The organism is Nostoc sp. CMAA1605 (assembly GCF_021596505.1).
Taxonomy (GTDB): domain Bacteria; phylum Cyanobacteriota; class Cyanobacteriia; order Cyanobacteriales; family Nostocaceae; genus Trichormus.
Genome location: NZ_PJIZ01000043.1, coordinates 16,794 through 37,475, shown reverse-complemented (window position 1 = coordinate 37,475; position 20,682 = coordinate 16,794). Strand labels below are relative to the sequence as shown.

Here is a 20,682-nt window from a genome sequence, read left to right as displayed (position 1 = left end):
GTGAATACAACTATTGATATTTAGTGATTATTTTAATTAATTCTTTCTAACCATATAGTTAATGCTTGATTAACTATATGTTTGATTGAATCAACTATAATCTCTCCATCTGCTGATTCTTTAAATATTAGCTCTCCACCTTTAAGATGAGTAATATTGTTCGTATCTAGTTCTCTAATCATTGAGTTCCCATTTCCGTTGAAATAAAGAAAGTTTTGTGAATTACCTGGAACGCTATAAAATGTATAATTTATACTAAGAAAAGACAATTTTTTACAAGAAATACTTCCTTCTTTTAAAGGAATATATCGCCAATATGTTAAGTAATCATTCATTGTGTCAATTTGCATTCTGACAATAGTTTGATTTTTGCGATTAGGGATAGTTAGCCAGAGAAATAATAGTATTTTTTTCGATTTCCTATCAAAACATAACTCTGCACACTGTTTTATCTTATTCTTGCCGTATTTACTTGCATATAAAATACTTTTATTTACTATCATCTCTTCTATTCTGGAATCGAAGCTTAATATTTGGTGTCTAATTTTTGTTAAATTCTCTATCTCTGTTTGTGTCAAACTTCCTAACCAATCTAATAATAATCTTGGTGGTTCAGGAATACTATCTGGGATTAGTTTTTGGAAATTAACTTCTTGATAATTAATTTTTATAACTTTTTGCTCAAGTTGGTTAAGAATGTGAGTTAGATGAAAATTAAAATCACTGTTTTCATGTTTAATAAAAAAAGTGAAAAAATCAAAATCTAATTTACTGTATTTTTTATCAATTAAATTATGTCTGTGAAAGCTTGGACAAACAGCAATCAAACGAATAGGCTCATCATAATTAATATGACTTTTCAAAGGTTGTTCTTCTAACAAAGTTTCATAATAGCGTGTCAACTGATTAATTACATATCTGTCTTCTATATTTTTCAATTCAATAATAGTTAATTGATTGTTTTCTCCTATTGCTAGAATGTCACAAATTTCACCCTTGACAAATAATTGTCTTGCCAATGGTTTTAGTCCAAAAATTTCTTCCAAGTTATCCCAAACGAAATTTTCTAATTCCGACTCATCAATAAATTTCCAATCTTGTCCAGTTTTACGTAATGCTACGTTTTTATTTGTCATTTGATATTTTACTCTATGTAAAAATATGGCTATTAAATATGATAAAATTAGTTCTTGTATTCAGATTAAACTAAAAATTATCTAATGTCTTTATTTGCTACACGTGAATGCTGCAAACTGACTTTATAAAAGTAAAATAAGAAAAATCTAGCTCCCCTCTCCGACGCGGAGAGGGGTTGGGGGAGAGGTCAGCCATAATGTATGAATCAACACCAGCTTACATAATTCATACATGAATAATTCAAAACCAAAAAAAGACCACACTAACAATATAGTTATCGGACAAAAAATCAACCCAGACAAAATACACCGTGCAAAAGAACTCCGTCGCCAGATGACACCAGCAGAAAAAATTCTTTGGGAATATCTTCGCAGTAATTGTTTGCATGGTTTACACTTTCGTCGTCAGCAAATTATTGATGGTTTCATCGCAGATTTTTACTGTCACGCTGCTAGATTAGTGATAGAGGTAGATGGAAAAATTCACGAACAACAAGCTGAATATGATGCGGAACGTGAGAAAGTTTTATCAGCTAGAGGGTTGCACTTGTTAAGGATTAACAATGAGGAAGTGGTACAGGAAATTGATCGGGTTTTGATGCTGATTTATCAAGTTTGTTGTGAAGAGACCTAACCCCCTAACCCCCTTCCCTTGTAGGGAAGGGGGAACAGTTTTACTGTTTTTACCTAAATATGCGATCGCCTGCCTTCATTCTTCGTTGATAGAGAGGTGAGACAATATACTGATTTTGCGATCGCTTAAAATCTGACATAGTATAATATATTTCAAGAGGGTCAAGTATGTGCAGTACCAAATAGAATTTAAGCCCAAAGCAATTAAAGATTTAGAGAAATTTCCTGTAGATATTAGAGAACGCATTATCAGTAAAATTGAAGCAATGCAAGATGACTTGCAGGGAGATGTTAAACACTTAACAAACTTTACACCAGAATATCGTTTGAGAGTAGGTGATTATCGCGTTTTGTTTGAATTAGAAGAACAGACTATCATGATATATAGGGTGAAGCATCGCAGTAAAGCTTATGAGTAAAAGGAGTTATCAAAATGATTGAATTACATCCTGAATTTCTAACAAAAAATGGTCAAAAGCAATTTGCCATTTTACCTTATGAGGAGTTTTTAAAAGTTCAGGAATTGTTAGAAGATTTGGAAGATTTACAAGATTTAAGAAATGCGAAAACAGAAGAAAAAGATAGTGCTTCGGTATCTTTAGCTGAGGCTAAGAAAATGTTATTATCCTAAATTTGCTAATTAGGGTGAGTCGTGATGGCTCATTTCACTGTAATAGTTTTTATGAGGAATAATTCCTAATGACTCAACCCAATTTAATTAACTAAACTGAAGCCAGTCCAAAAGTTTTGAATGTCAGGAAATAAGTTATGTTCATTGGTTCAGAAAACTTATTTGTATAAGATGAAAAGTAGCACTTATAGGCTAAGTTTATCTAAATATATGAAGTTTTATTACGCCATTCAACATTTCTGTAAAAACATAATTTTATTTTAGGGTTTAACACTGTTAAACCCTAATGATTAAAGTTAATGACCATCTATAATCTTAGAAAGAACCAAGAATCATTCCCGCTAACAAAATAAACCCAATCCAAACATTTTGACGGAACATTTGCCCATAAATAGGGTTAGGTAATTCTGGTTTTCTTAACTCAATAAATTGCCACAACCAGCTAATAGTTCCGATGGTTAAACTAATCCAAAAAGCTAATTTTAGGTGAATAGCAACGCCTAGCCAACCCAGTAAAGCGATCGCACCTAAAAAGAACACCCCAATGGCTACAGGTGCGTAATCTCCAAAAAACAAAGCACTAGAATTAACACCAATGCGGCGGTCATCTTCGCGATCGCTCATGGCGTAAACTGTATCAAATCCCAATGTCCACAACACAGTAGCCCCCCACAATAACCAAGTGGATAGAGAAATATTTTGTGTGACTGCACTCCAGCTAATTAATACTGCAAAACCCCAGGCAATTGACAACACCAACTGCGGTACAGGAAATACACGCTTGGCACCAGGATACAATAAAATTACTGGTACAGCCGCCACAGATAACCAAAAACTCAAACGATTGAGATAAAACGCCAGCACCGCCGCACAAGCTAAAGCAATAATCCCGACGACAATTCCCACTTTTACAGATAACGCACGGGAAGCCAAAGGGCGATCGCGTGTTCTTTCCACTTCTGGATCAATATCTCGATCCCATAAATCATTAACCACACATCCAGCCGCACTGGTGGCGAGAGTACCTAAAATAATCACACCCACTAAAGGCACAGGTGGCTTACCAGCAGCAGCCAAAAACACTGCCCATAGTGCCGGAATCATCAAAATCAAACGTCCTTCGGGTTTATGCCACCGCAAAAGCCGGATAATTGTCAGCAAAATTGGTTCTTGGTTGGTTTCTAACATAGGGACTGGGGATTGGGGATTGGGCATAAAATTAGGGAGAAGTCAAAAGATTTTACCTTTTGCCTTTTGCCTTTTTACTTTTGCTTTTTCTTCACACATCTTTACATCTATAGAATATCTTTTTTTGATATTTGTAAAAACACAATGTCCAGTGACAACTTTAAACAAGTTGAAATTGTCGCTAAGATTGTAAGCAGCAGGGTGAATATACTTAGATTGTGTGAATAGATAATTTTGAGGAACATAGGGAGGCAGTCCGGTCTTTTCTACGAAACGCTATGCGTTCACTGTCCCGTAGGGAAGGGGTTTCCCCCAGGAATAACAGCCGTCAAGCAGAAAAAGCTGCGGGAGAAAAAACCTATGCCCCATGCCCAATTTCCTATGCCCCATGACCAGTTCTGAGTATGTTGCAACCAATATCAGTGCCAACTACCCCACAGCCCATTTTTCACCATCCTTCCTAAATACAGAGAGCAACTTAAATGCTGAATTTAGTTTCGGCTGACTATTTGAGTGTTAATACCCAAGTAGTGAAGCAACACCGGATTATTGCTGCCATTGATATGGGGACAAATTCCCTGCATATGGTCATCGTCAGGATTGACCCGAATCTACCAGCTTTTACGATTATTGCTAAAGAAAAAGAAACGGTAAGATTGGGCGATCGCGATATTACTACTGGTGAGTTAAAACCAGAAATTATGACAAAAGCGATCGCGGCTTTGGGTCGTTTCCAAGAGGTGGCTAAAACCGCTAATGCCGAAACTATCATTGCTGTCGCTACTAGTGCGATGCGGGAAGCTCCCAACGGCAAGGATTTTCTGCATAGAGTCGAATCTGAATTGGGTTTAAGTGTTGACTTGATTTCTGGTCAAGAAGAGGCGCGCCGCATCTATTTGGGTGTGCTGTCGGGGATGGAGTTCCATAACAAACCGCACATCATTATTGATATTGGTGGGGGTTCTACAGAAATCATTTTGGGTGATAGTCATGAACCGCGCACCCTTACCAGCACTAAAGTCGGTGCTGTCCGGTTGACAACTGAGTTAATTAGTTCTGACCCCATCCTTGATGTTGAATTTCAGTATCTCCAAGCATATGTGCGGGGAATGTTAGAACGTTCTGTAGATGAGGTGTTAGCTAACCTTAAATTTGGTGAATTTCCCCGTTTAGTTGGCACTTCCGGCACAATTGAAACCATCGCCATGATTCAGGCGCGGGAAAAATTGGGTAATGTTCCTTCTACCCTCAACGGCTATCAATTCAGCCTGGACGACTTGGAAAATTGGGTAAATCGCCTGCGGAAAATGACCAACGCCGAAAGAGCCGCTATTCCAGGAATGCCAGAAAGACGCTCAGAAGTCATTTTAGCAGGAGCAGTAGTATTACAAGAAGCGATGATGCTTTTGGGTGTGGATTCTATAACCACCTGTGGACGGGCTTTGCGGGAAGGTGTCATTGTTGACTGGATGTTAAGCCACGGCTTAATCGAAGACAAACTGCGCTTTCAAAGTTCGGTGAGGGAGAGGAGTGTCTTAAAACAGGCGAATAAATACCAAGTCAACTTAACATATAGCGATCGCGTCGCTGCCTTTGCTTTAAGTTTATTTGACCAAACCCAAGGACAACTGCACCATTGGGGAATAAATGAACGACAATTATTGTGGGCGGCGGCAATATTACACAACTGCGGTCATCATATTAGCCATTCAGCTCACCATAAACACTCTTACTATCTCATTCGCAACAGTGAATTACTCGGTTATAACGAAACCGAGATCGAAATTATTGCCAACTTAGCCCGTTACCATCGCAAATCGCCACCCAAAAAACGACACGAAAATTACCGTAATTTGTTGAATAAACAACATCGGCAAGTAGTTAGTCAATTGAGTGCGCTGTTAAGATTAGCTGTAGCATTAGACAGAAGACAAATTGGGGCGATCGCTCAAATCCAATGTGATTACTATCCCCAATTTCAGAAGTTTAATTTGTTAATTTATCCCACCAATTCCAATGATGAATGCGCCTTAGAACTCTGGAGTTTAGACTTCAAAAAAGCCGTATTTGAAGCGGAATTTGGCGTGAAATTGGTCACTCATTTGGAGAAGAGTGTAGGGGTTTAGGAGGCAGGGGTGCAGGGGCAGGGTGCAGGGTGCAAGGGAGGTAGGTAGACAAGGTAGACAAGGGAGACAAGGGGAAGGGGGACAAACTAATGAATTTTGAATTTTTTTGCCCAATGCCCAATGCCCGATGCCCAATGCCCCATTCCCTGCTGTACTATCCCTTCACCCCGCTACTAGTATCTGTAGCAACAATGTAACGCTGTAAGACTAGGAACAGTAATAAAACAGGTGCGATCGCAATTACTGAACCAGCAGCCACTAAACGCCAGTCTAGAGAAAATGTGCCGGCTAATTTGGCTACGCCTAAAGGTAGGGTGTATAAATTTTCATCTTGAATCACAATTAAAGGCCAAAGAAAGTCGCTCCAAGAACCAATAAACACGAAAATAGCTAAAGTTATGAGTGCAGGTCTAACGGCTGGTAACATAATATGCCACCATAAACCTAACTCTGAACTGCCATCCATCCGCGCGGCTTCTTCTATTTCCTTGGGAACACTCATAAAAGCTTGTCTGAGAAGAAAAATCCCGAAAGCTGAAGCCAAACTGGGGAAAATCATTCCTAAATAACTATTTGTCAACCCTAACTGCACCGTCAAAATATACAAAGGTATCATCACAATTTGAAAAGGAATCATAATTGTCGAGACAATCGCAATAAAAATTCCCTGTCTTCCTGGAAAGGATAACCTTGCTAAAGGATACGCTGCCAAGGAGCAGAATAATAAATTTAAACCTACAGTTAGAGCCGCTACCAATGTACTGTTATAGAGGTATTGTCCAAAGGGTAAAGCTTGCCAAACCTTGGGGAAATTTTCTAAAGTCGGTTGACTAGGTAATAACTGCGGTGGCGACTGTAAAATATTTTCCGTAGGTGATTTTAAAGCTGTGCTGATGAGCCACAACAAAGGGAAAAGCGTAATAATTGCGATCGCACTCAATAACCCATAAATCGCCACCATCTGCCAACGCGACTTTTGAGTTGTCCAAGTCATTTTTCTCCACTCCCAATTCCAAAAATTACTGGAGACGGGGAACTACATTCCCAATTTCCCATTTCCCTCAACTCACAACTCCCTACTCAGCACTCAGCACTTCATAAGGTTGCGGTTCTCGCAAGCGTTGAGCGATTTCTTCCCGCCTAGCTTTTGCCAATTCACTATATAACTTTTTGCGAGACAGATTCACACTACCCACCGGCTCATGCTCTAGTATGGTATGCCAAGGAGTAAATAACATCCCCTCATCCAAGCGTTTACGTTCTTCCAAATTAAATGTCTGACTAGGAATGCGAATAGTAGCCACTTTGATAAACGGTGAATCAGTTTCTACCCACTCTTGAGCAAGATTTTCTATGGGTGTTTTTTCATCATCTACATAAAACTGAATCAAGAAATCAAAATAAGCCTCTTGTTTGTCTTCCGTCAAATACTTTACTATTGCTTCTCTAAGGTAATTTTCTGATTCTGGTAAATTTTCTGGTGGTTGTTCTGGTTGTTGTGATTTGACACTTAATTTGACAATTTTCTCCCCAAACCGGAAAGGGGACATACTCCAATATTGAATTAAAAGCGGATTGCCTACTTTCTTTTCGGCTATTTTTTGCAAAATATTAGCGGTATAAGCCATTTCCTTGAGCCTTTCTGGAGTCAATCCCCCAGTAGCGACTTTCGGCAGATCAGCATAATCACGAATATCTTTAGTTAAAAAGGTAGGATGACTATTGAGTGTAAAATCTTGGGTTTTTTCTTCATCATCTAAGGCCTTCTCACCATCTACATTCATCACCTTAATACCAATACCTCGGACATCAGGTTGTCTATCAGAACGCAGTTTCCCTCTGCTTTCCGGCGAACCGCCGCTAGAAAAACGAATCCAAGTTGGGTAAGTTTGCGGGGTTTTAAATAAGCCTACTCTCAGATGTTCTGGAAGATTGGGTTCAACTATAAATTCTCCCCATAATAGTCCATGACTTTTAGTGTGGATTTGACGTAAATCGGGGCCTGCTTTTTGCTGTGCTTGCAGACTAGCTGCTAGCACCTCGTCAACTATCACTTCTTGCTCAGTAGTAGATAAGCTAGGATTATTCATATGAATGGTACTCTGGGTAGAATATTTGACCTGAATGTTTTTTGATAGCCCTAAAATTTTTACCCCGTCAGATGCTACCATGAACACCCTGAGTTGATACCATCCGTCAATAGTGGAGTATCAAGTTAGGATATATCCAAGAGTGCGATCGCTAAAAAAATATCTACAATGTGTATGATTCAGACAATGTCCCCACATCGGTAAAGATTTATGACTCAAGCGATACCGAAAATAGTCACATTTGATGAATTTGCCGCGTGGCGACCTGAAGGCGGAAGATATGAATTGCATGATGGAGTGATTGTTGAAATGGCACAGCCGACAGGAGATCATGAAGACGTAGTTGGTTTTATCGCCAGAAAAATCACAATAGAGTTTGACAGATTAAATTTACCTTACATCATCCCCAAAACCGCGCTGATTAAACCACCTCATTCGGAATCTAGTTATTCTCCTGATGTGCTGATATTAAATCGCCCCAATTTAGTCAGTGAACCACTATGGCAAAAAGCATCCACTGTATCATATGCCGCATCAATTCCTTTAGTGGTTGAAGTAGTTAGTAGCAACTGGGATGATGATTACTACACAAAACAGGGTAAGTATGAAAGTATTGGCATTCCCGAATACTGGGTTGTAGATTATCTCGGCTTAGGGGCAAAAAAGTTCACAGGCAACCCTAAACAACCTACAATGTCTATTTATCAACTAATTGATGATGAATATCAAGTTACTCGTTTTCGAGGCAGGGAACGCATTATTTCACCTACTTTCCCAGAGTTAAATTTAACCGCAGAGCAAATTTTTCATGCTGGAGATATACTTTAATCACCTAATTTCTACCAACCTAGTTTCGGTAAAAACAGCTTGTAGCGGTTTATCCCAAGGTTGAGTCGGTAATTTTGATAAATAAGCAGAGTCAAAAATTATTCCTACCGTTGGCTTATTTGCCCATTCTGGAGAACTTAACAAGCGGTCATAATAACCACCACCATAACCTAGACGATATCCTTGTTGGTCACAAGCAACGCTAGGAACGAGAATCAAGTCCACCTCATCAGGATCTATAGTGGGTGCATGAGAATGGGGTTCTTGAATACCATAGGAATTAATTTGTAAAGACTCCCCCAGTTGCCAACTATGCCAGTGTAGAGATTGACCGATGCAGCGAGGAAATCCCCAACGATATTGATGGTTGCACAATAAGGGACTCAGGTCTGGTTCTTGGCGAAAACTGAAATATGCAAGGATTGTTTTGGCTTGAGTGAAGAGAGTAGAAGCTTGTAATAGTGTACAGATGCGATCGCTTTTTTCTCGCCATTCTTTTGCAGACATTGACTGACGAGTTTTTAACAAAGACCGACGCAATTGTATTTTACTTAATTGGTCATTCACGTAAATAGAGGGACTGGGGACTGGGGACTGGGGACTGGGGACTGGGAGTAGGGAAAGCAGGGTAGGGTAATTACCCAATGCCCCATGCCCAATGCCCTATTCCCAATGCCCTATAGTTTATGCAGCATTTTGACGATACCAATCAATAGTATTCTTCAAACCTTGCCGGAAATCTATTTGAGCAGTGAAATTAAAAGCCTGTTTAGCTCTTTCTGTATCCAGACAACGCCGGGGTTGACCGTTGGGTTTGTCTGTTTCCCAGATGATTTCACCTTCAAATTCCATCAGTTCACAAATTAAGGTGACTAAATCGTAGATGGAAATTTCCGAACCCGTTCCCAAATTTACTGGTTCAGAGTCGTTATAGAATTGTGTACCCATAACAATACCGCGTGCGGCATCTTCTGAATACAAAAATTCGCGGGTAGGACTACCATCACCCCAAACTGGTAGTTGTTTATCTCCCCTAACTTGAGCTTCGTAAACTTTGCGAATTAAGGCAGGGATAACATGGGAACTACCAGGGTCAAAGTTATCTTCAGGCCCGTATAGATTTACAGGTAGTAAATAAATACCGTTAAAGCCATACTGCTGACGATAAGATTGCAACTGTACTAAAAGTGCTTTTTTCGCCACCCCATAGGGAGCATTGGTTTCTTCTGGATACCCGTTCCACAAGTCTTCTTCTTTAAATGGGACTGGGGTAAATTTTGGATAAGCACAGATAGTCCCGACGCAGACGAACTTTTCCACACCACCTTGATGAGCAGCATGAATTAACTGCGTCCCCATAATCAAGTTATCGTAGAATAACTCCGCCGGTTTTTCGCGGTTTAGACCGATACCACCAACATGAGCCGCTAAGTGGATGACGATATCTTGGTGATCTACTGCGCGTTGGCAGTTTTCGAGAACGCGTAAATCTAATTCGCGCGATCGCGGTACAGTAATCTTAGCCAAATCAGCCCCAGATTTACACAGCTGATCTATCACCTGACGGCCTAAAAACCCTGCTCCACCAGTAACGAGAATCCGTTTATTTTTTAGTTCTAAGGCAGTCATATTTTTATCCTTAGCAAGAATTGATCAAAAGTGGAGTGCGCCTAGTTCTTGACGAATAGTAGCAACATCTTTAGGTAAGTGTGAACCATTACCATTAGGTGAAGTTTGACCGATAGCTTGTAAATCTGCTTCTACCATCAGTGCTACTAACTCTGGAAAAGTCACTGAAGGTTGCCAACCCAGTTTTTCCCTTGCTTTAGTGGCATCACCAATTAATAAATCTACTTCTGCCGGACGCAGATAGCGTTCATCAAATTCTATGTAATCTTGCCAATTCAGATTGACATAATTAAACGCTAGTTCTAAGAATTCCTTCACTGAGTGAGTTTCCCCAGTGGCAATGACATAATCATCTGCTTTTTCTTTTTGTAGCATTAGCCACATAGCCCGGACATAATCTTTAGCATAGCCCCAATCTCTTTTAGCATCTAGATTACCCATGTATAGCTTTTTCTGTTTGCCAGCTACAATCTGTGCAACGGCTCTAGTAATTTTACGAGTTACAAATGTTTCACCCCGACGTGGCGATTCATGGTTAAATAAAATACCATTGCACGCAAACATTCCATAGGATTCACGATAGTTCACCGTTTGCCAGTGAGCGTAAACTTTAGCACAAGCATAGGGACTACGAGGGTAAAAAGGAGTAGTTTCGCTTTGGGGTACTGCTTGTACCAAACCATACATTTCGGAAGAACCCGCTTGATAAAAGCGGACTTCAATCCCTGTACGTCTTTGATAGTCTCGGATGGCTTCTAGTAGTCGCAGTGTTCCCATACCCACAGCATCTACAGTATATTCGGGTGAATCAAAACTCACCCGCACATGAGACTGCGCGCCCAAGTTGTAGATTTCTGTGGGCTGGACTTCTTCTAAAATCCGGCGCAGAGTTGTCCCATCCGTCAAATCACCGTAATGCAGAAATAATTTGACACCTTCTTTGTGGGGGTCTTCATAAATGTGATCAATCCGGTCTGTATTAAAAGTAGAAGTCCGGCGAATGATGCCATGTACTTCGTAGCCTTGCTCTAGTAAAAACTCACTCAGATATGAACCATCTTGACCAGTAATACCAGTGATTAAGGCAGTTTTGTTTTGCGCCATGCTCTCTTGATTCCTTTTTTCCCTGTAACATAATATTCAGGCCAATTTACACAACCTAGCAGCTAATTGCCAAATCGCCTAATGGGAAACCTACTAACTTTCAAAACAGGAGAATTTGAACGTAAATAAATATACTGAAAATTAGTAAATTAGTTATCTAGTGTAACACTGAATGTATTGGGCTGAGAATTTACTACTTAGTATAATTAAAATTGTTAGATTTAAGCTATGCTGTGCCATATTTCTAGCTGATTATTGAGTTTTTGAGGCGAGAAAATCCCCTGTAAGCTGTACGGTTACAACTACTCCCAATCGCCAATTAACTTGTTACATTAGTTGACAGGAACACTCAATCACCAGTTAAGTCAGGTAGGACATAGATTTTAAGCCTCATTAGTTTGCTAAGAACATATCCAAACATTGGTAGTACCGGAGGTACAAAGTGAGTAACCCATCTAACCGAGTTTCAGAATTTTTTGATAGCGAATCGGAAACAGGCAATTTACTGTGGCAGTATGTCAAGTCTTTGAACCCAGAAACAGTTAGCCAGCTATCCAAACCCACCTCTCCTGAAGTTTTTCAAGTCATGGAGCGTAATATTATCGGACTGTTGGGAAATCTGCCTTCGGAACACTTTGACGTTACTATTACAACTAGTCGGGAAAACTTGGGACGGTTGTTAGCGTCAGCCATGATTAGTGGTTATTTCTTGCGAAATGCCGAACAAAGAATGAGCTTTGAAAAGGTGATGCAAGGGACTGAAAGTAGTCATCACGATGGTGAATAGTTATTTCATCTGGAGTAAATCCTAGTGAATTTACTCAAAAAAATATCGAACAGCAGTTTCATGCGGAATTCTCACAGCCTACCTTCCCAAATTACCAAATGATCACACAAGCGTTAGCAACTTTGGCAGAGTCAGCAGCGTCTCCAAGGCTAACGCTTCTTGTTCGTCAACAACGACGTAAGTAAAAGTTTAGATAAATTTTCGACAGTTTATATTTTAAAATAAGTAAAAACTCGGTAGATATCCTATAAGTCTGCCGAGTTTTGTTATTTGTCAATAGTTAATAGTCAATCACTAATAATAAAGCAATTTAAACATGATGACGACTCTACCACCACATAAAATTATCGGTGTGGCTGTAATTTGGAATGATCAAGAACAGATTTTAATTGATCGTCGTCGCCAGGAAGGCGCAATGGGGGGTTTATGGGAATTTCCTGGCGGTAAGGTCGAACCTGGTGAAACAGTGGAAGAGTGCATCAAAAGGGAGATTTACGAGGAACTAGGAGTATTAGTAACGGTGGGGGAACATCTGATCACTATTGACCACACCTATACTCATTTACGTGTCACATTAACAGTACATCACTGTCACCTAGTTGCAGGTGTTCCTCAGCCTTTAGAGTGTGATGAAGTGCGCTGGGTGAGTTTAGATGAATTAGAACAATTTGCTTTTCCCCAAGCCAATGGTCAAATTATTGCTGCATTGAAAGGGAGTAGGGAATAGGGATTGGGGATTGGGGACTGGGGACTGGGAAAGCAGGGGGGCAGGGGGCAGGGGGCAGGGAGCGGGGGGAGAAAAAATAATGACTAATGACTATTGACTATTGACTACAACCGTAACAATGTATTAACTGAATCGGGTTAAGGCACTGAATTTTTTACAATATTTGCAGAGACTGTGATCGAGGGTGTAAGCAAGTCAATGCCTCAAACCGTTGCCGATATAATGAGTCCTGAGCCAATTGTTGTCCGGCCAGCAACTCCACTTCAAGAAGCAATCCAAATTCTGGCAGAACGACGTATCAGTGGGCTACCTGTTGTAGATGATGTTGGTAAGTTGATAGGCATTATCTCAGAGACAGATTTGATGTGGCAAGCAAGTGGTATGACGCCTCCGGCTTATGTCATGTTTCTGGATAGTGTAATCTACTTGAAAAATCCTGCTGCTTATGAACGTGATCTGCATAAAGCTTTAGGACAAACTGTTGGTGAAGTGATGAGTAAAAATCCTATTACTATTACTGCTGATAAGACTTTACAACAAGCCGCGCAAATTATGCACGATCGCAATGTTCATCGTTTACCTGTCATAGACAATACGGGTAAAGTCATAGGCATTTTGACTCGTGGTGATATTGTTCGTGCTATGGCTGTTAGTTAGTCATGAGTCATCAGTCATTAGTCAAAAGCAAAAATGCTTTATTGATTAGTTTTTTATCTGTTCTCAATGGTATGTTGACTGTTGGCTTTTTTTAAACTTTGACAAATTAAGGTAATTAAATGAGTGTAACTCCTGAGTCTGTAAGACAATTGCTTAATTCTGAGGATTTGGGCGATCGCTTGCGTGCTGTGAATCAAATCCGTGAACTTGAACCGACAAATGCTTTTGAATTAGTGCAAGTTGCTGTAGGTGATAGTAACTCTCGTGTTCGCTATTCAGCAGTCAGTCAATTAGATACTCTCGGTACTCAGGATTTAGATTTATCTTTGGATTTATTGCGTAGCTTATTAAAAGATCCAGAGGCTGATGTGCAAGCCGCCGCCGCCGATTGTTTAGGCGCGCTGAAGTTACAATCAGCTTTTGAAGATTTACAGCACCTTTATCACACAACCCCTGAGTGGCTCGTCCAATTCAGTATTATTGCTACTCTAGGAGAACTCGGTGATCCACGAGGGCTAGAACTACTCAAGGAAGCCCTCACTTCCGATGTAGAATTAGTCAAAACTGCGGCGATTAGTTCTTTGGGAGAATTAGGAGATATCCAAGCAGTTCCTTTGTTAGCTGCTTATGCAACTGATCCTGATTGGCAAATTCGTTACAGGGTAGTACAGGCTTTGACGCTCTTGGGTGGTGCAGAATCTCAGTCCATCTTAGCTGGTTTGGTGAATGATGAAGTAGAAGCGATCGCTACTGAAGCCCAAAAATCCTTACATTCGGTTTAGTATCACATCTGTTGATTCATCAGAATTGTTGAAAGACTTAGATAGCTTATCTAGGTCTTTTTTGTTGTCATCAACTATTGCGAACTCTCACAGTAAATTTTTTTGTGATGTCTTTTGAATTATGAAAATTATTCTTCAAAAGTCAACAGTGCTTCCCCATAAAAATATTATCAACATATTGTATTTTATGTCTTTAATATATAGATTTTCTCTCCGTAAACTCATCTGAATAGCAAAGATATTTATAGCTTTATTGCATATTTATTCTTAAATTCAGCAATTATACCTGCAACCTTATATTGAGTGTATTTTACCTGGATATTATAAATTTTTAACAAGAAAATTAACAAAAGCTTAAATTCGTTTTTGTTGTAAAAACTAGTTTTTACATAAGTGAAAGGGTGTGATAGTCCACATTTTTTAACTGTGTAAGTAAGGATATTTATGCCTCTTGATAATGCAGGTAACACTTTAAATAGTGCGAGAAAAATAACCCTCAACACTAATATTCAGACTTTTTCAGATTGGGTTGGATCATCAGATATTGATGATTTATACCGTTTCACTCTGACAGCCCGCAGTAGTATTTATCTCACCATTGATGGGTTAAGCGCAGATGCGAATGTACGACTAATTAAAGACTCTAATAGTAATGGATTAGTGGAAGATAGTGAAGTAATTGCCGGTTCTTATAAAAGTGGAACTCAAATTGACTCAATTCAAAAAACTTTAGATGCAGGCAATTACTTCGTTAAAGCCTACTACAAAAGTGGCGATACTAACTACAAACTCAAAATTTTTCAAAATGTTGCTCCAACTTCATTAGAGTTCAAACTGAATAGCACTACCCTCAAACCAACAGATACTCTCAGTATTAATAGTGCTTGGGTATCGGATCAAAATGGTGTGAGTGATATTTCCAAAATCGATTTTCGCTTACAAAAAGCAGATGGAACATGGATAGATGTGGCTGATACTAATGTATTTAAAGCCGATTCTAGTAACGCAAATAAAGGAAGTTTCAGCTACAGTTTGTCTCTAGCAAACTTTAATGTTGGCAATGGTAAATATACTCTTCAAGGCATAGCTTATGATCGAAGCGGTGGTAAAAGCAATGTCGTCCAGCAGACATTTACAATTACAACGACGACATCAACTTCTACTCCAATATCAACATCAACTCCGACATCAACCTCTACATCGACCACAGTTAATGACTGGTTTAGTAAAAATCTGACTGACCAACAAATAATTACCTTGGCACGAAGTTTAGGATCTGATGGTAATTTTAGTCGTCAAGATATGTTGAGTATTTTTAGGAATGCTCAAGATAATTCTGCCATTGATGCCAATGAGGTCAAAGACCTGAAAACATTGGTAGGTGCTGCGCCTTTTACTATGCAAGATTCTGTGAAATGGCTATCAACACAGGTTGCTAATGGTGCATCTATCAATATGAGTGCTAGTGATTTCGAGTCTAATTTAGTAGGTCGTTGGTTTTTAGGCACAGTAGCACCTACACCTGTGTTTAATGGGAACAATCTCACCTATACCGTAGCTACTGGTACTCTTTATGGTAGCTCTGGTCAAGCGCGAATTGGTGATATAGATCAAGGACAATTAGGTGATTGCACATTTTTAGCAGCATTAGGTGCAACTTTTGGTCGTCAGTCCGATGATTCAGGTAATACTTTTAGTTCTGCGATTAATAGCATGATCACAGATAATGGTGATAATACTTACACTGTGCGCTTTTATTCATATAGTGGAGCTGAATATGTGACAGTTGATCGTCGTATCGCTACAAGTATTGCTGCTAAACAAAATAACGGTATTCTGTGGGTGGCACTAGTTGAAAAAGCCTATGCTCAATGGCGCGAATGGAGTGCGAAAGGAAGGCCTGGATATAACCTCATTGGTAATGGAGGCTCTATTGATACTCCTCTTAAGCAGATTACAGGAAAGCAGACTACTTATCATAGTATTAGCACCGTTAGTTTTTCCAGTCTGGAAACTGCTTTAGCAAATGGTCAAGCTTTGACCACGGCAAGAGTTGGTGATGATAGTAAATATATTGTCAGTTACCATGCTTATTCAATTACCAATGTATACAATAATGCTAGCGGTGAACAACGGGTGGTAGTGCGAAATCCGTGGGGCGTAGATGGTAAAACTAAGAGTGGTAGCGACGACGGATTTATCGATTTATCCTTTGATCAGTTCATCGAGTCTTTTAATTATGGAATCGTTGTCGCTTAATGTGTGACACCTGATTTTTGCAAGTTTTAGGGACTGCCAAATAAAAAATATCCCAAATTTTGTTGTAGGATAGGCATCTTGCCCGTTCTCATATTTGCCAAGATGCTTACCCCCTTGCTTGATGAAGATGTACTTTATTCTGTACTGTAGAGACGTTGCATGCAACGTCTCTACATCATTTATTTGGCGCAACTTCATAGAGGATTGATATTACCCCTCAAGACGGATAATTTATTTCTTGGAAAGCCCGTAGTTTCCTAATTTCCAAAAATATAAAACCCGCCGAAGCGGGTTTTTAGGTTACTAAATATTTTTGTTGAGCAAACAGAGATTGCCTCTGTTTTTGACTATAAAGCACCGATATTTTTTCGCCAAAACGATTATGCAGCCAGAGAGTGCGAATATAGCATTGGCGATATGGCTAAAAAAATACTAACAAGCAGTTTTCTTGGTTTGGCGACGACGTAATAAAGCTAGTGCTGCAACTGAACCTAAACCGAGCATAGTGGTAGGCTCAGGTACTGGAGTTCTTTCAAAAACGTCAGCAGCAACAACTTTGAAATCAGGTCCATTAAAGCTGGTTTCAGATATTAATTTCAGACCACCGACTAAAGTGCCGTTATTTAATCCCAAATCTTTAAAGCTCAAAGCCCAAGCACCTACATTTTGTTGACCAGCTTCTGTGGTATCAATCTGGAAGCCAGCGTTTTGCCACAATGACCTATTGATTGTAACAGCAGGACCCAATAGACCTCCAAAGGCATCAATTGCTTGAACTTTAATATCACTATTGCCATATTGATTTCCTTCGCCTCCTCTTTCCCAGAAGAAGAAGTTGTCTAGTTCCTGGTTGTTTGATGCAACGGCACTCTCAAAAAATACATCCAGTTCAAACTCACCACCATCTTCAGTATCGATAATGTTGTTCAAGTTAATCTTGCCGTTTGCGTCCCTATTTAAGTAAGCAGCAATTGCCGAGGCTGAAGGTTGTTCTGTGGGAGGAAAACCTGTAGGGTTAGTAGCGTTCTCACCCCTGTCAGTGCTAGCTGGGCCTAGAGTACCTACATTGCTGATGATGTTCACTCTATCAACTAATTTAAAGTCACTGATTTCTTTGTTATCGTTCCGAATAATAGACAGCAATTCAATATCTCTTGTAGAATCAGTAGCGGGATTAAAAGGGTTTGGACTAAATTTAGTTGTAAAGCTAGCCGCTTGAGCATTGCTAGAAACACCTAATACAGCACTGAGAACTAATCCAGTTGATAAGAATATATTTTTAGCTTTCATGTGTTTTCCTGTTATTACGTAGTTATTGGTAAAAATACCAGTGAAATCTGTACTCTCAATACAGAGTCTAGCACCAGAAAATTACTTAAGTAATGGGTTTTTATTGAAAATTACGTAAACTATGCCAGGAATTATGTGATTTTTGCATAAAGACAATATAGAACCCCTGTGTATCAATTCTTATACTGTCACAAGCATCTTTCAAAGATAAATGAATCTACTGTAGGTACAATGATTGGTGTTACGTCGTTCTGTGTTTTTAGCTTGTGATTAAATCGGTAAATTCTCACGGTTTAAATAGTCTGAGTATTAGCAACTTCAGGTTATGAGCTACTGGAATGAAGTGATCGCAGCTACAATTTTGTCCCTAATAATTTTTCTATGGACGAAATAAATATACACTTAGTTCGTCCGTTTATTCTCCCTTGAAAGTAACAATCAATCAATGAAATATTACTTTCGGAGATGACATCTACATATTCCGGTATATTGATTTTAGATACATCTTAACTGCCAAATACTTGTGGCCAAGTTGTCCAGATAAAAACTACCACAGATGCGATCGCCAGTAATCCTTGAAGCAAGTTGCCTAAAACCGTACCGACGACAATTCCAATACCAGCCTTAATTGCCACTCCTAACTGCCGACAGTAAATATATTCAGCAATAATCGCACCCAATAAAGGCCCAAAGAAAATCCCCACTATTGGCCCGCCTATTGGTAAAGTGGGTAATAGTCCGAAAAACCCTAATAAAAAGCCGACAAATGCACCAATTTGACCCCATTTGCTAGCACCGGCTTGTTTTGCACCTATGTAACCAGCTAAAAAATCAACCCCAATACTCAAAATTAAAATAATGGCTGTGACAATTAAAGGGGTAGCGATCGCGGCAAAGGATTGTTTCACTATTCCCCAAATAATCACTGCTAATAAAATTAAACTTGTTCCAGGAATGGCAGGTACTACAGCACCAATAATGCCTACAATCATCATGGCAATTAATAGCCAATAAATAACTTCTGTTTGCATATACTTAATAATTCATCGGGGTAATTTATTAATATTTTAGTCTGAAATTTTGCATATTCTCTTTGTGGGGAGAGGTTATCGAACTTACATGAAAATATTGCGTCCTGAACTGATACATTTATTCTCAATATCCATTAAATAATGACTGCCGAAAAATCATCAGCAGTCATTATTTAACGAAAAATGAGCTTTGGCGAGCTAAACTCAATCTGTGACGCAGATTTAAAAATGTTGTTGGTAATACGCCTCTACTGCACCCACAGCTTTAAGTAATGGCGCGTCTAATGTTTCAATCCAATCAGCTACCTCATGGGATAACCCAAGGGTAGAGTTACCTGCTGATGGTTCTAGTTGACCAATCATGACTTTATTTTTCACAGACTGGAGAACATTAATGACATTATTTAAACGCTGCGATTGTCCAGATTGACTACGCATTTGTTCGGCAATAGCAACTGACTGGTTAATCAGCTTGATAAATTCTTCTGTTTGAGTTTCCATGAATTTTAGGGACAAGTGAACTCTGTGACAGTTATGCTTTTACCTTTAGACCACTTGATATTAGGATCTTTGGAATCTTTAATGAAAGTCTGTTGACCACCACCTGGGTAGCATGAGGCGGGTGTTTGAGGGGCGACAATACCTTGGTAAACGGTTGTGTCTGCGGGTATTGTTACTTTGAGTCTCATAGTCGCTTGATTTCCCCATGCTTGATTGAGGGCTAATTTCCTGATGACATCGACGTTGTTTTTGTATTTGTCCGTTGTGAGGTATCTACCGTATTTATTGCTATCGCTACTATAGTAACGATAAAAAGTACGTGGTTGTTTCAATGTGACCTCCTCACATTTAGAATCAAGGAAAGTGACAGCGATTTCGGATGGGAGAGGACAAGTAGGAGATACGTCTTGAGCAATGACTTGATTAGAGTTACCGATGAGATTGGGGCTAACTACCAGTAAGTTACTGATTACGCCTAAAACTATACCCGTGGATACTGACTTAAACTTCATAAAATCTTTCCCTCACAAGAGGTTGTACATTCTCTTGTCAGTATTTCACTATTTTCAGGTGTTGCTTTTGACTTGAAATATTATTTAATAACCAATACGCTTAATTTTCTGTAAATTACGTGTAAATACTAAGCAATCTGCTGTTTTACCCAAGCGCGAAAAGCCTTCTTGGCGGCTAGCTGACCTATTTTTTGACTTTCTTGTAGAAATCTCGGAATGTCTCTCACCATCACAGGCGCGAAAGTAGGACTCTGTTCTACTTCTGTGTATTGATTTCCTGTCAAGATATAAATTCGTAATTTAGTACCGTTATATCTCCAAAACTCAGGAATACCCATTGCCGCATAGAGAGATAATTTATCTATTTTAGGTTTGGAGTAATCTACCTCTAATACTAAATCTGGAGGTGGGTCTTGATTTAAATCGATATTGTCTTTATCTCTGACTAAAAATTCATTTTGAATGTAATAACTGCTATCTGGTTCTGCTCCCTTTTCTAAATCATCTCGTGTCAAGGTGAGTGAACCTGTAGTTTTAACCTCTAAATTAAACTCTTCACAAAGTACAAGAATTAAACCTTCAATCAGACGGTTAGAATTCTCATGTGACATGAGTGGTGTGATGATTTCTACTATGCCATTGTCGTACGCTAATCTTGAGTTACGTTCATTACCCATGTCCGTCAGCATCGCTTTGAACGTTTGCCAGCTAATATTTTTGAGCAAAGTTCTTGTTTGTGCCAGTGATGCTGTTGTCATATAAATAATCCCT

Annotated in this window: 22 protein-coding genes; 10 read left to right on the top strand and 12 right to left on the bottom strand. The window is 39.2% G+C overall.

What is annotated here, in order from left to right; translation table 11 throughout:
• Nucleotides 1–32 precede the first annotated feature (32 nt).
• Nucleotides 33–1,136 carry an endonuclease NucS domain-containing protein gene (locus CV014_RS15885; protein ID WP_236142918.1) on the bottom strand — a complete coding sequence of 368 codons (1,104 nt, stop codon included), beginning with the start codon at nucleotides 1,134–1,136 and terminating at the stop codon, nucleotides 33–35.
• Between the two features lie 232 nt (nucleotides 1,137–1,368).
• Here CV014_RS15885 and CV014_RS15880 point away from each other — a divergent pair, with 232 nt between their 5' ends.
• The 3 genes from CV014_RS15880 (at nucleotide 1,369) to CV014_RS15870 (ending at nucleotide 2,400) form a co-directional block, all read left to right on the top strand.
• Nucleotides 1,369–1,770 carry an endonuclease domain-containing protein gene (locus CV014_RS15880; protein WP_236142917.1) on the top strand — a complete coding sequence of 134 codons (402 nt, stop codon included), beginning with the start codon at nucleotides 1,369–1,371 and terminating at the stop codon, nucleotides 1,768–1,770.
• A 169-nt stretch (nucleotides 1,771–1,939) separates the two neighbouring features.
• A complete protein-coding gene (locus CV014_RS15875; protein WP_236142916.1) occupies nucleotides 1,940–2,188 on the top strand; it encodes a type II toxin-antitoxin system RelE family toxin in 249 nt (82 codons plus the stop codon).
• A 14-nt stretch (nucleotides 2,189–2,202) separates the two neighbouring features.
• Nucleotides 2,203–2,400: a type II toxin-antitoxin system Phd/YefM family antitoxin gene (locus tag CV014_RS15870; protein WP_236142915.1), complete on the top strand. Its 198-nt coding sequence runs from the start codon at nucleotides 2,203–2,205 to the stop codon at nucleotides 2,398–2,400.
• A gap of 315 nt (nucleotides 2,401–2,715) precedes the next feature.
• Here CV014_RS15870 and CV014_RS15865 read toward each other — a convergent pair whose 3' ends face one another.
• Nucleotides 2,716–3,588, bottom strand: a complete 873-nt coding sequence (locus CV014_RS15865; protein WP_236142928.1) for a 4-hydroxybenzoate solanesyltransferase — start codon at nucleotides 3,586–3,588, stop codon at nucleotides 2,716–2,718.
• A 482-nt stretch (nucleotides 3,589–4,070) separates the two neighbouring features.
• On the opposite strand from CV014_RS15865, the gene CV014_RS15860 reads away from it, so the two are divergent.
• Complete coding sequence (locus CV014_RS15860) at nucleotides 4,071–5,714, top strand: Ppx/GppA phosphatase family protein (protein WP_236142914.1); 1,644 nt, start codon at nucleotides 4,071–4,073, stop codon at nucleotides 5,712–5,714.
• Between the two features lie 154 nt (nucleotides 5,715–5,868).
• On the opposite strand, the gene CV014_RS15855 is transcribed toward CV014_RS15860, so the two are convergent.
• Together CV014_RS15855 and CV014_RS15850 are read right to left on the bottom strand one after the other, a co-directional pair.
• The gene (locus CV014_RS15855; protein ID WP_236142913.1) at nucleotides 5,869–6,708 is read right to left on the bottom strand and encodes a carbohydrate ABC transporter permease; all 840 of its coding nucleotides are present in this window, start codon (nucleotides 6,706–6,708) and stop codon (nucleotides 5,869–5,871) included.
• Between the two features lie 82 nt (nucleotides 6,709–6,790).
• The gene (locus CV014_RS15850; protein WP_236142912.1) at nucleotides 6,791–7,804 is read right to left on the bottom strand and encodes a catalase family protein; all 1,014 of its coding nucleotides are present in this window, start codon (nucleotides 7,802–7,804) and stop codon (nucleotides 6,791–6,793) included.
• Nucleotides 7,805–8,014: 210 nt separating this feature from the next.
• On the opposite strand from CV014_RS15850, the gene CV014_RS15845 reads away from it, so the two are divergent.
• A complete protein-coding gene (locus CV014_RS15845) occupies nucleotides 8,015–8,632 on the top strand; it encodes a Uma2 family endonuclease (RefSeq protein WP_236142911.1) in 618 nt (205 codons plus the stop codon).
• Here the strand turns inward: CV014_RS15845 and CV014_RS15840 are convergent, their stop codons facing one another.
• From CV014_RS15840 to gmd, 3 genes are all read right to left on the bottom strand, one after another.
• Nucleotides 8,633–9,139 (bottom strand): 5-formyltetrahydrofolate cyclo-ligase, encoded by a 507-nt coding sequence (locus CV014_RS15840; RefSeq protein WP_236142927.1) that lies wholly within the window; start codon nucleotides 9,137–9,139, stop codon nucleotides 8,633–8,635.
• Nucleotides 9,140–9,316: 177 nt separating this feature from the next.
• The gene (locus tag CV014_RS15835) at nucleotides 9,317–10,261 is read right to left on the bottom strand and encodes a GDP-L-fucose synthase family protein (RefSeq protein ID WP_236142910.1); all 945 of its coding nucleotides are present in this window, start codon (nucleotides 10,259–10,261) and stop codon (nucleotides 9,317–9,319) included.
• A gap of 24 nt (nucleotides 10,262–10,285) precedes the next feature.
• Nucleotides 10,286–11,365, bottom strand: a complete 1,080-nt coding sequence (gmd, locus tag CV014_RS15830; protein ID WP_236142909.1) for a GDP-mannose 4,6-dehydratase — start codon at nucleotides 11,363–11,365, stop codon at nucleotides 10,286–10,288.
• Nucleotides 11,366–11,807: 442 nt separating this feature from the next.
• On the opposite strand from gmd, the gene CV014_RS15825 reads away from it, so the two are divergent.
• From CV014_RS15825 to CV014_RS15805, 5 genes are all read left to right on the top strand, one after another.
• A complete protein-coding gene (locus tag CV014_RS15825; RefSeq protein WP_236142908.1) occupies nucleotides 11,808–12,152 on the top strand; it encodes a DUF760 domain-containing protein in 345 nt (114 codons plus the stop codon).
• 316 nt (nucleotides 12,153–12,468) lie between these two features.
• A complete protein-coding gene (gene mutT, locus CV014_RS15820) occupies nucleotides 12,469–12,879 on the top strand; it encodes an 8-oxo-dGTP diphosphatase MutT (RefSeq protein ID WP_236142907.1) in 411 nt (136 codons plus the stop codon).
• 198 nt (nucleotides 12,880–13,077) lie between these two features.
• Nucleotides 13,078–13,536 carry a CBS domain-containing protein gene (locus CV014_RS15815; protein ID WP_236142906.1) on the top strand — a complete coding sequence of 153 codons (459 nt, stop codon included), beginning with the start codon at nucleotides 13,078–13,080 and terminating at the stop codon, nucleotides 13,534–13,536.
• A 119-nt stretch (nucleotides 13,537–13,655) separates the two neighbouring features.
• On the top strand, nucleotides 13,656–14,318 hold the full coding sequence (gene nblB, locus CV014_RS15810) for a phycobilisome degradation protein NblB (protein ID WP_236142905.1): 663 nt from the start codon (nucleotides 13,656–13,658) through the stop codon (nucleotides 14,316–14,318).
• 444 nt (nucleotides 14,319–14,762) lie between these two features.
• Nucleotides 14,763–16,577, top strand: coding sequence for a C2 family cysteine protease (locus CV014_RS15805; protein WP_236142904.1), 1,815 nt, complete (start codon nucleotides 14,763–14,765; stop codon nucleotides 16,575–16,577).
• A 432-nt stretch (nucleotides 16,578–17,009) separates the two neighbouring features.
• On the opposite strand, the gene CV014_RS15800 is transcribed toward CV014_RS15805, so the two are convergent.
• The 5 genes from CV014_RS15800 to CV014_RS15780 all read right to left on the bottom strand — a co-directional run bounded on the left by CV014_RS15800 (nucleotide 17,010) and on the right by CV014_RS15780 (nucleotide 20,669).
• On the bottom strand, nucleotides 17,010–17,867 hold the full coding sequence (locus CV014_RS15800; RefSeq protein ID WP_236142903.1) for an exosortase-dependent surface protein XDP2: 858 nt from the start codon (nucleotides 17,865–17,867) through the stop codon (nucleotides 17,010–17,012).
• A gap of 506 nt (nucleotides 17,868–18,373) precedes the next feature.
• Entirely contained in the window at nucleotides 18,374–18,898 is a 525-nt protein-coding gene (locus tag CV014_RS15795) for a DUF456 domain-containing protein (protein WP_103135664.1), read from the bottom strand.
• A 222-nt stretch (nucleotides 18,899–19,120) separates the two neighbouring features.
• Nucleotides 19,121–19,399, bottom strand: coding sequence for a hypothetical protein (locus CV014_RS15790; RefSeq protein WP_236142902.1), 279 nt, complete (start codon nucleotides 19,397–19,399; stop codon nucleotides 19,121–19,123).
• A 5-nt stretch (nucleotides 19,400–19,404) separates the two neighbouring features.
• Complete coding sequence (locus tag CV014_RS15785) at nucleotides 19,405–19,911, bottom strand: hypothetical protein (protein WP_236142901.1); 507 nt, start codon at nucleotides 19,909–19,911, stop codon at nucleotides 19,405–19,407.
• Nucleotides 19,912–20,039: 128 nt separating this feature from the next.
• Nucleotides 20,040–20,669: a Uma2 family endonuclease gene (locus CV014_RS15780; RefSeq protein ID WP_236142900.1), complete on the bottom strand. Its 630-nt coding sequence runs from the start codon at nucleotides 20,667–20,669 to the stop codon at nucleotides 20,040–20,042.
• Nucleotides 20,670–20,682: the final 13 nt, after the last annotated feature.

Coding starts and splice junctions, on each gene's coding strand:
- CV014_RS15885 (WP_236142918.1), bottom strand. CDS start 1,136: ATGACAAATAAAAACGTAGCATTACGTAAAACTGGACAAGATTGGAAA.
- nblB (WP_236142905.1), top strand. CDS start 13,656: ATGAGTGTAACTCCTGAGTCTGTAAGACAATTGCTTAATTCTGAGGAT.
- CV014_RS15785 (WP_236142901.1), bottom strand. CDS start 19,911: ATGAAGTTTAAGTCAGTATCCACGGGTATAGTTTTAGGCGTAATCAGT.
- CV014_RS15845 (WP_236142911.1), top strand. CDS start 8,015: ATGACTCAAGCGATACCGAAAATAGTCACATTTGATGAATTTGCCGCG.
- CV014_RS15800 (WP_236142903.1), bottom strand. CDS start 17,867: ATGAAAGCTAAAAATATATTCTTATCAACTGGATTAGTTCTCAGTGCT.
- CV014_RS15835 (WP_236142910.1), bottom strand. CDS start 10,261: ATGACTGCCTTAGAACTAAAAAATAAACGGATTCTCGTTACTGGTGGA.
- CV014_RS15860 (WP_236142914.1), top strand. CDS start 4,071: ATGCTGAATTTAGTTTCGGCTGACTATTTGAGTGTTAATACCCAAGTA.
- CV014_RS15870 (WP_236142915.1), top strand. CDS start 2,203: ATGATTGAATTACATCCTGAATTTCTAACAAAAAATGGTCAAAAGCAA.
- gmd (WP_236142909.1), bottom strand. CDS start 11,365: ATGGCGCAAAACAAAACTGCCTTAATCACTGGTATTACTGGTCAAGAT.
- CV014_RS15795 (WP_103135664.1), bottom strand. CDS start 18,898: ATGCAAACAGAAGTTATTTATTGGCTATTAATTGCCATGATGATTGTA.
- mutT (WP_236142907.1), top strand. CDS start 12,469: ATGATGACGACTCTACCACCACATAAAATTATCGGTGTGGCTGTAATT.
- CV014_RS15790 (WP_236142902.1), bottom strand. CDS start 19,399: ATGGAAACTCAAACAGAAGAATTTATCAAGCTGATTAACCAGTCAGTT.
- CV014_RS15850 (WP_236142912.1), bottom strand. CDS start 7,804: ATGAATAATCCTAGCTTATCTACTACTGAGCAAGAAGTGATAGTTGAC.
- CV014_RS15815 (WP_236142906.1), top strand. CDS start 13,078: ATGCCTCAAACCGTTGCCGATATAATGAGTCCTGAGCCAATTGTTGTC.
- CV014_RS15880 (WP_236142917.1), top strand. CDS start 1,369: ATGAATAATTCAAAACCAAAAAAAGACCACACTAACAATATAGTTATC.
- CV014_RS15855 (WP_236142913.1), bottom strand. CDS start 6,708: ATGACTTGGACAACTCAAAAGTCGCGTTGGCAGATGGTGGCGATTTAT.
- CV014_RS15780 (WP_236142900.1), bottom strand. CDS start 20,669: ATGACAACAGCATCACTGGCACAAACAAGAACTTTGCTCAAAAATATT.
- CV014_RS15805 (WP_236142904.1), top strand. CDS start 14,763: ATGCCTCTTGATAATGCAGGTAACACTTTAAATAGTGCGAGAAAAATA.
- CV014_RS15865 (WP_236142928.1), bottom strand. CDS start 3,588: ATGTTAGAAACCAACCAAGAACCAATTTTGCTGACAATTATCCGGCTT.
- CV014_RS15840 (WP_236142927.1), bottom strand. CDS start 9,139: ATGTCTGCAAAAGAATGGCGAGAAAAAAGCGATCGCATCTGTACACTA.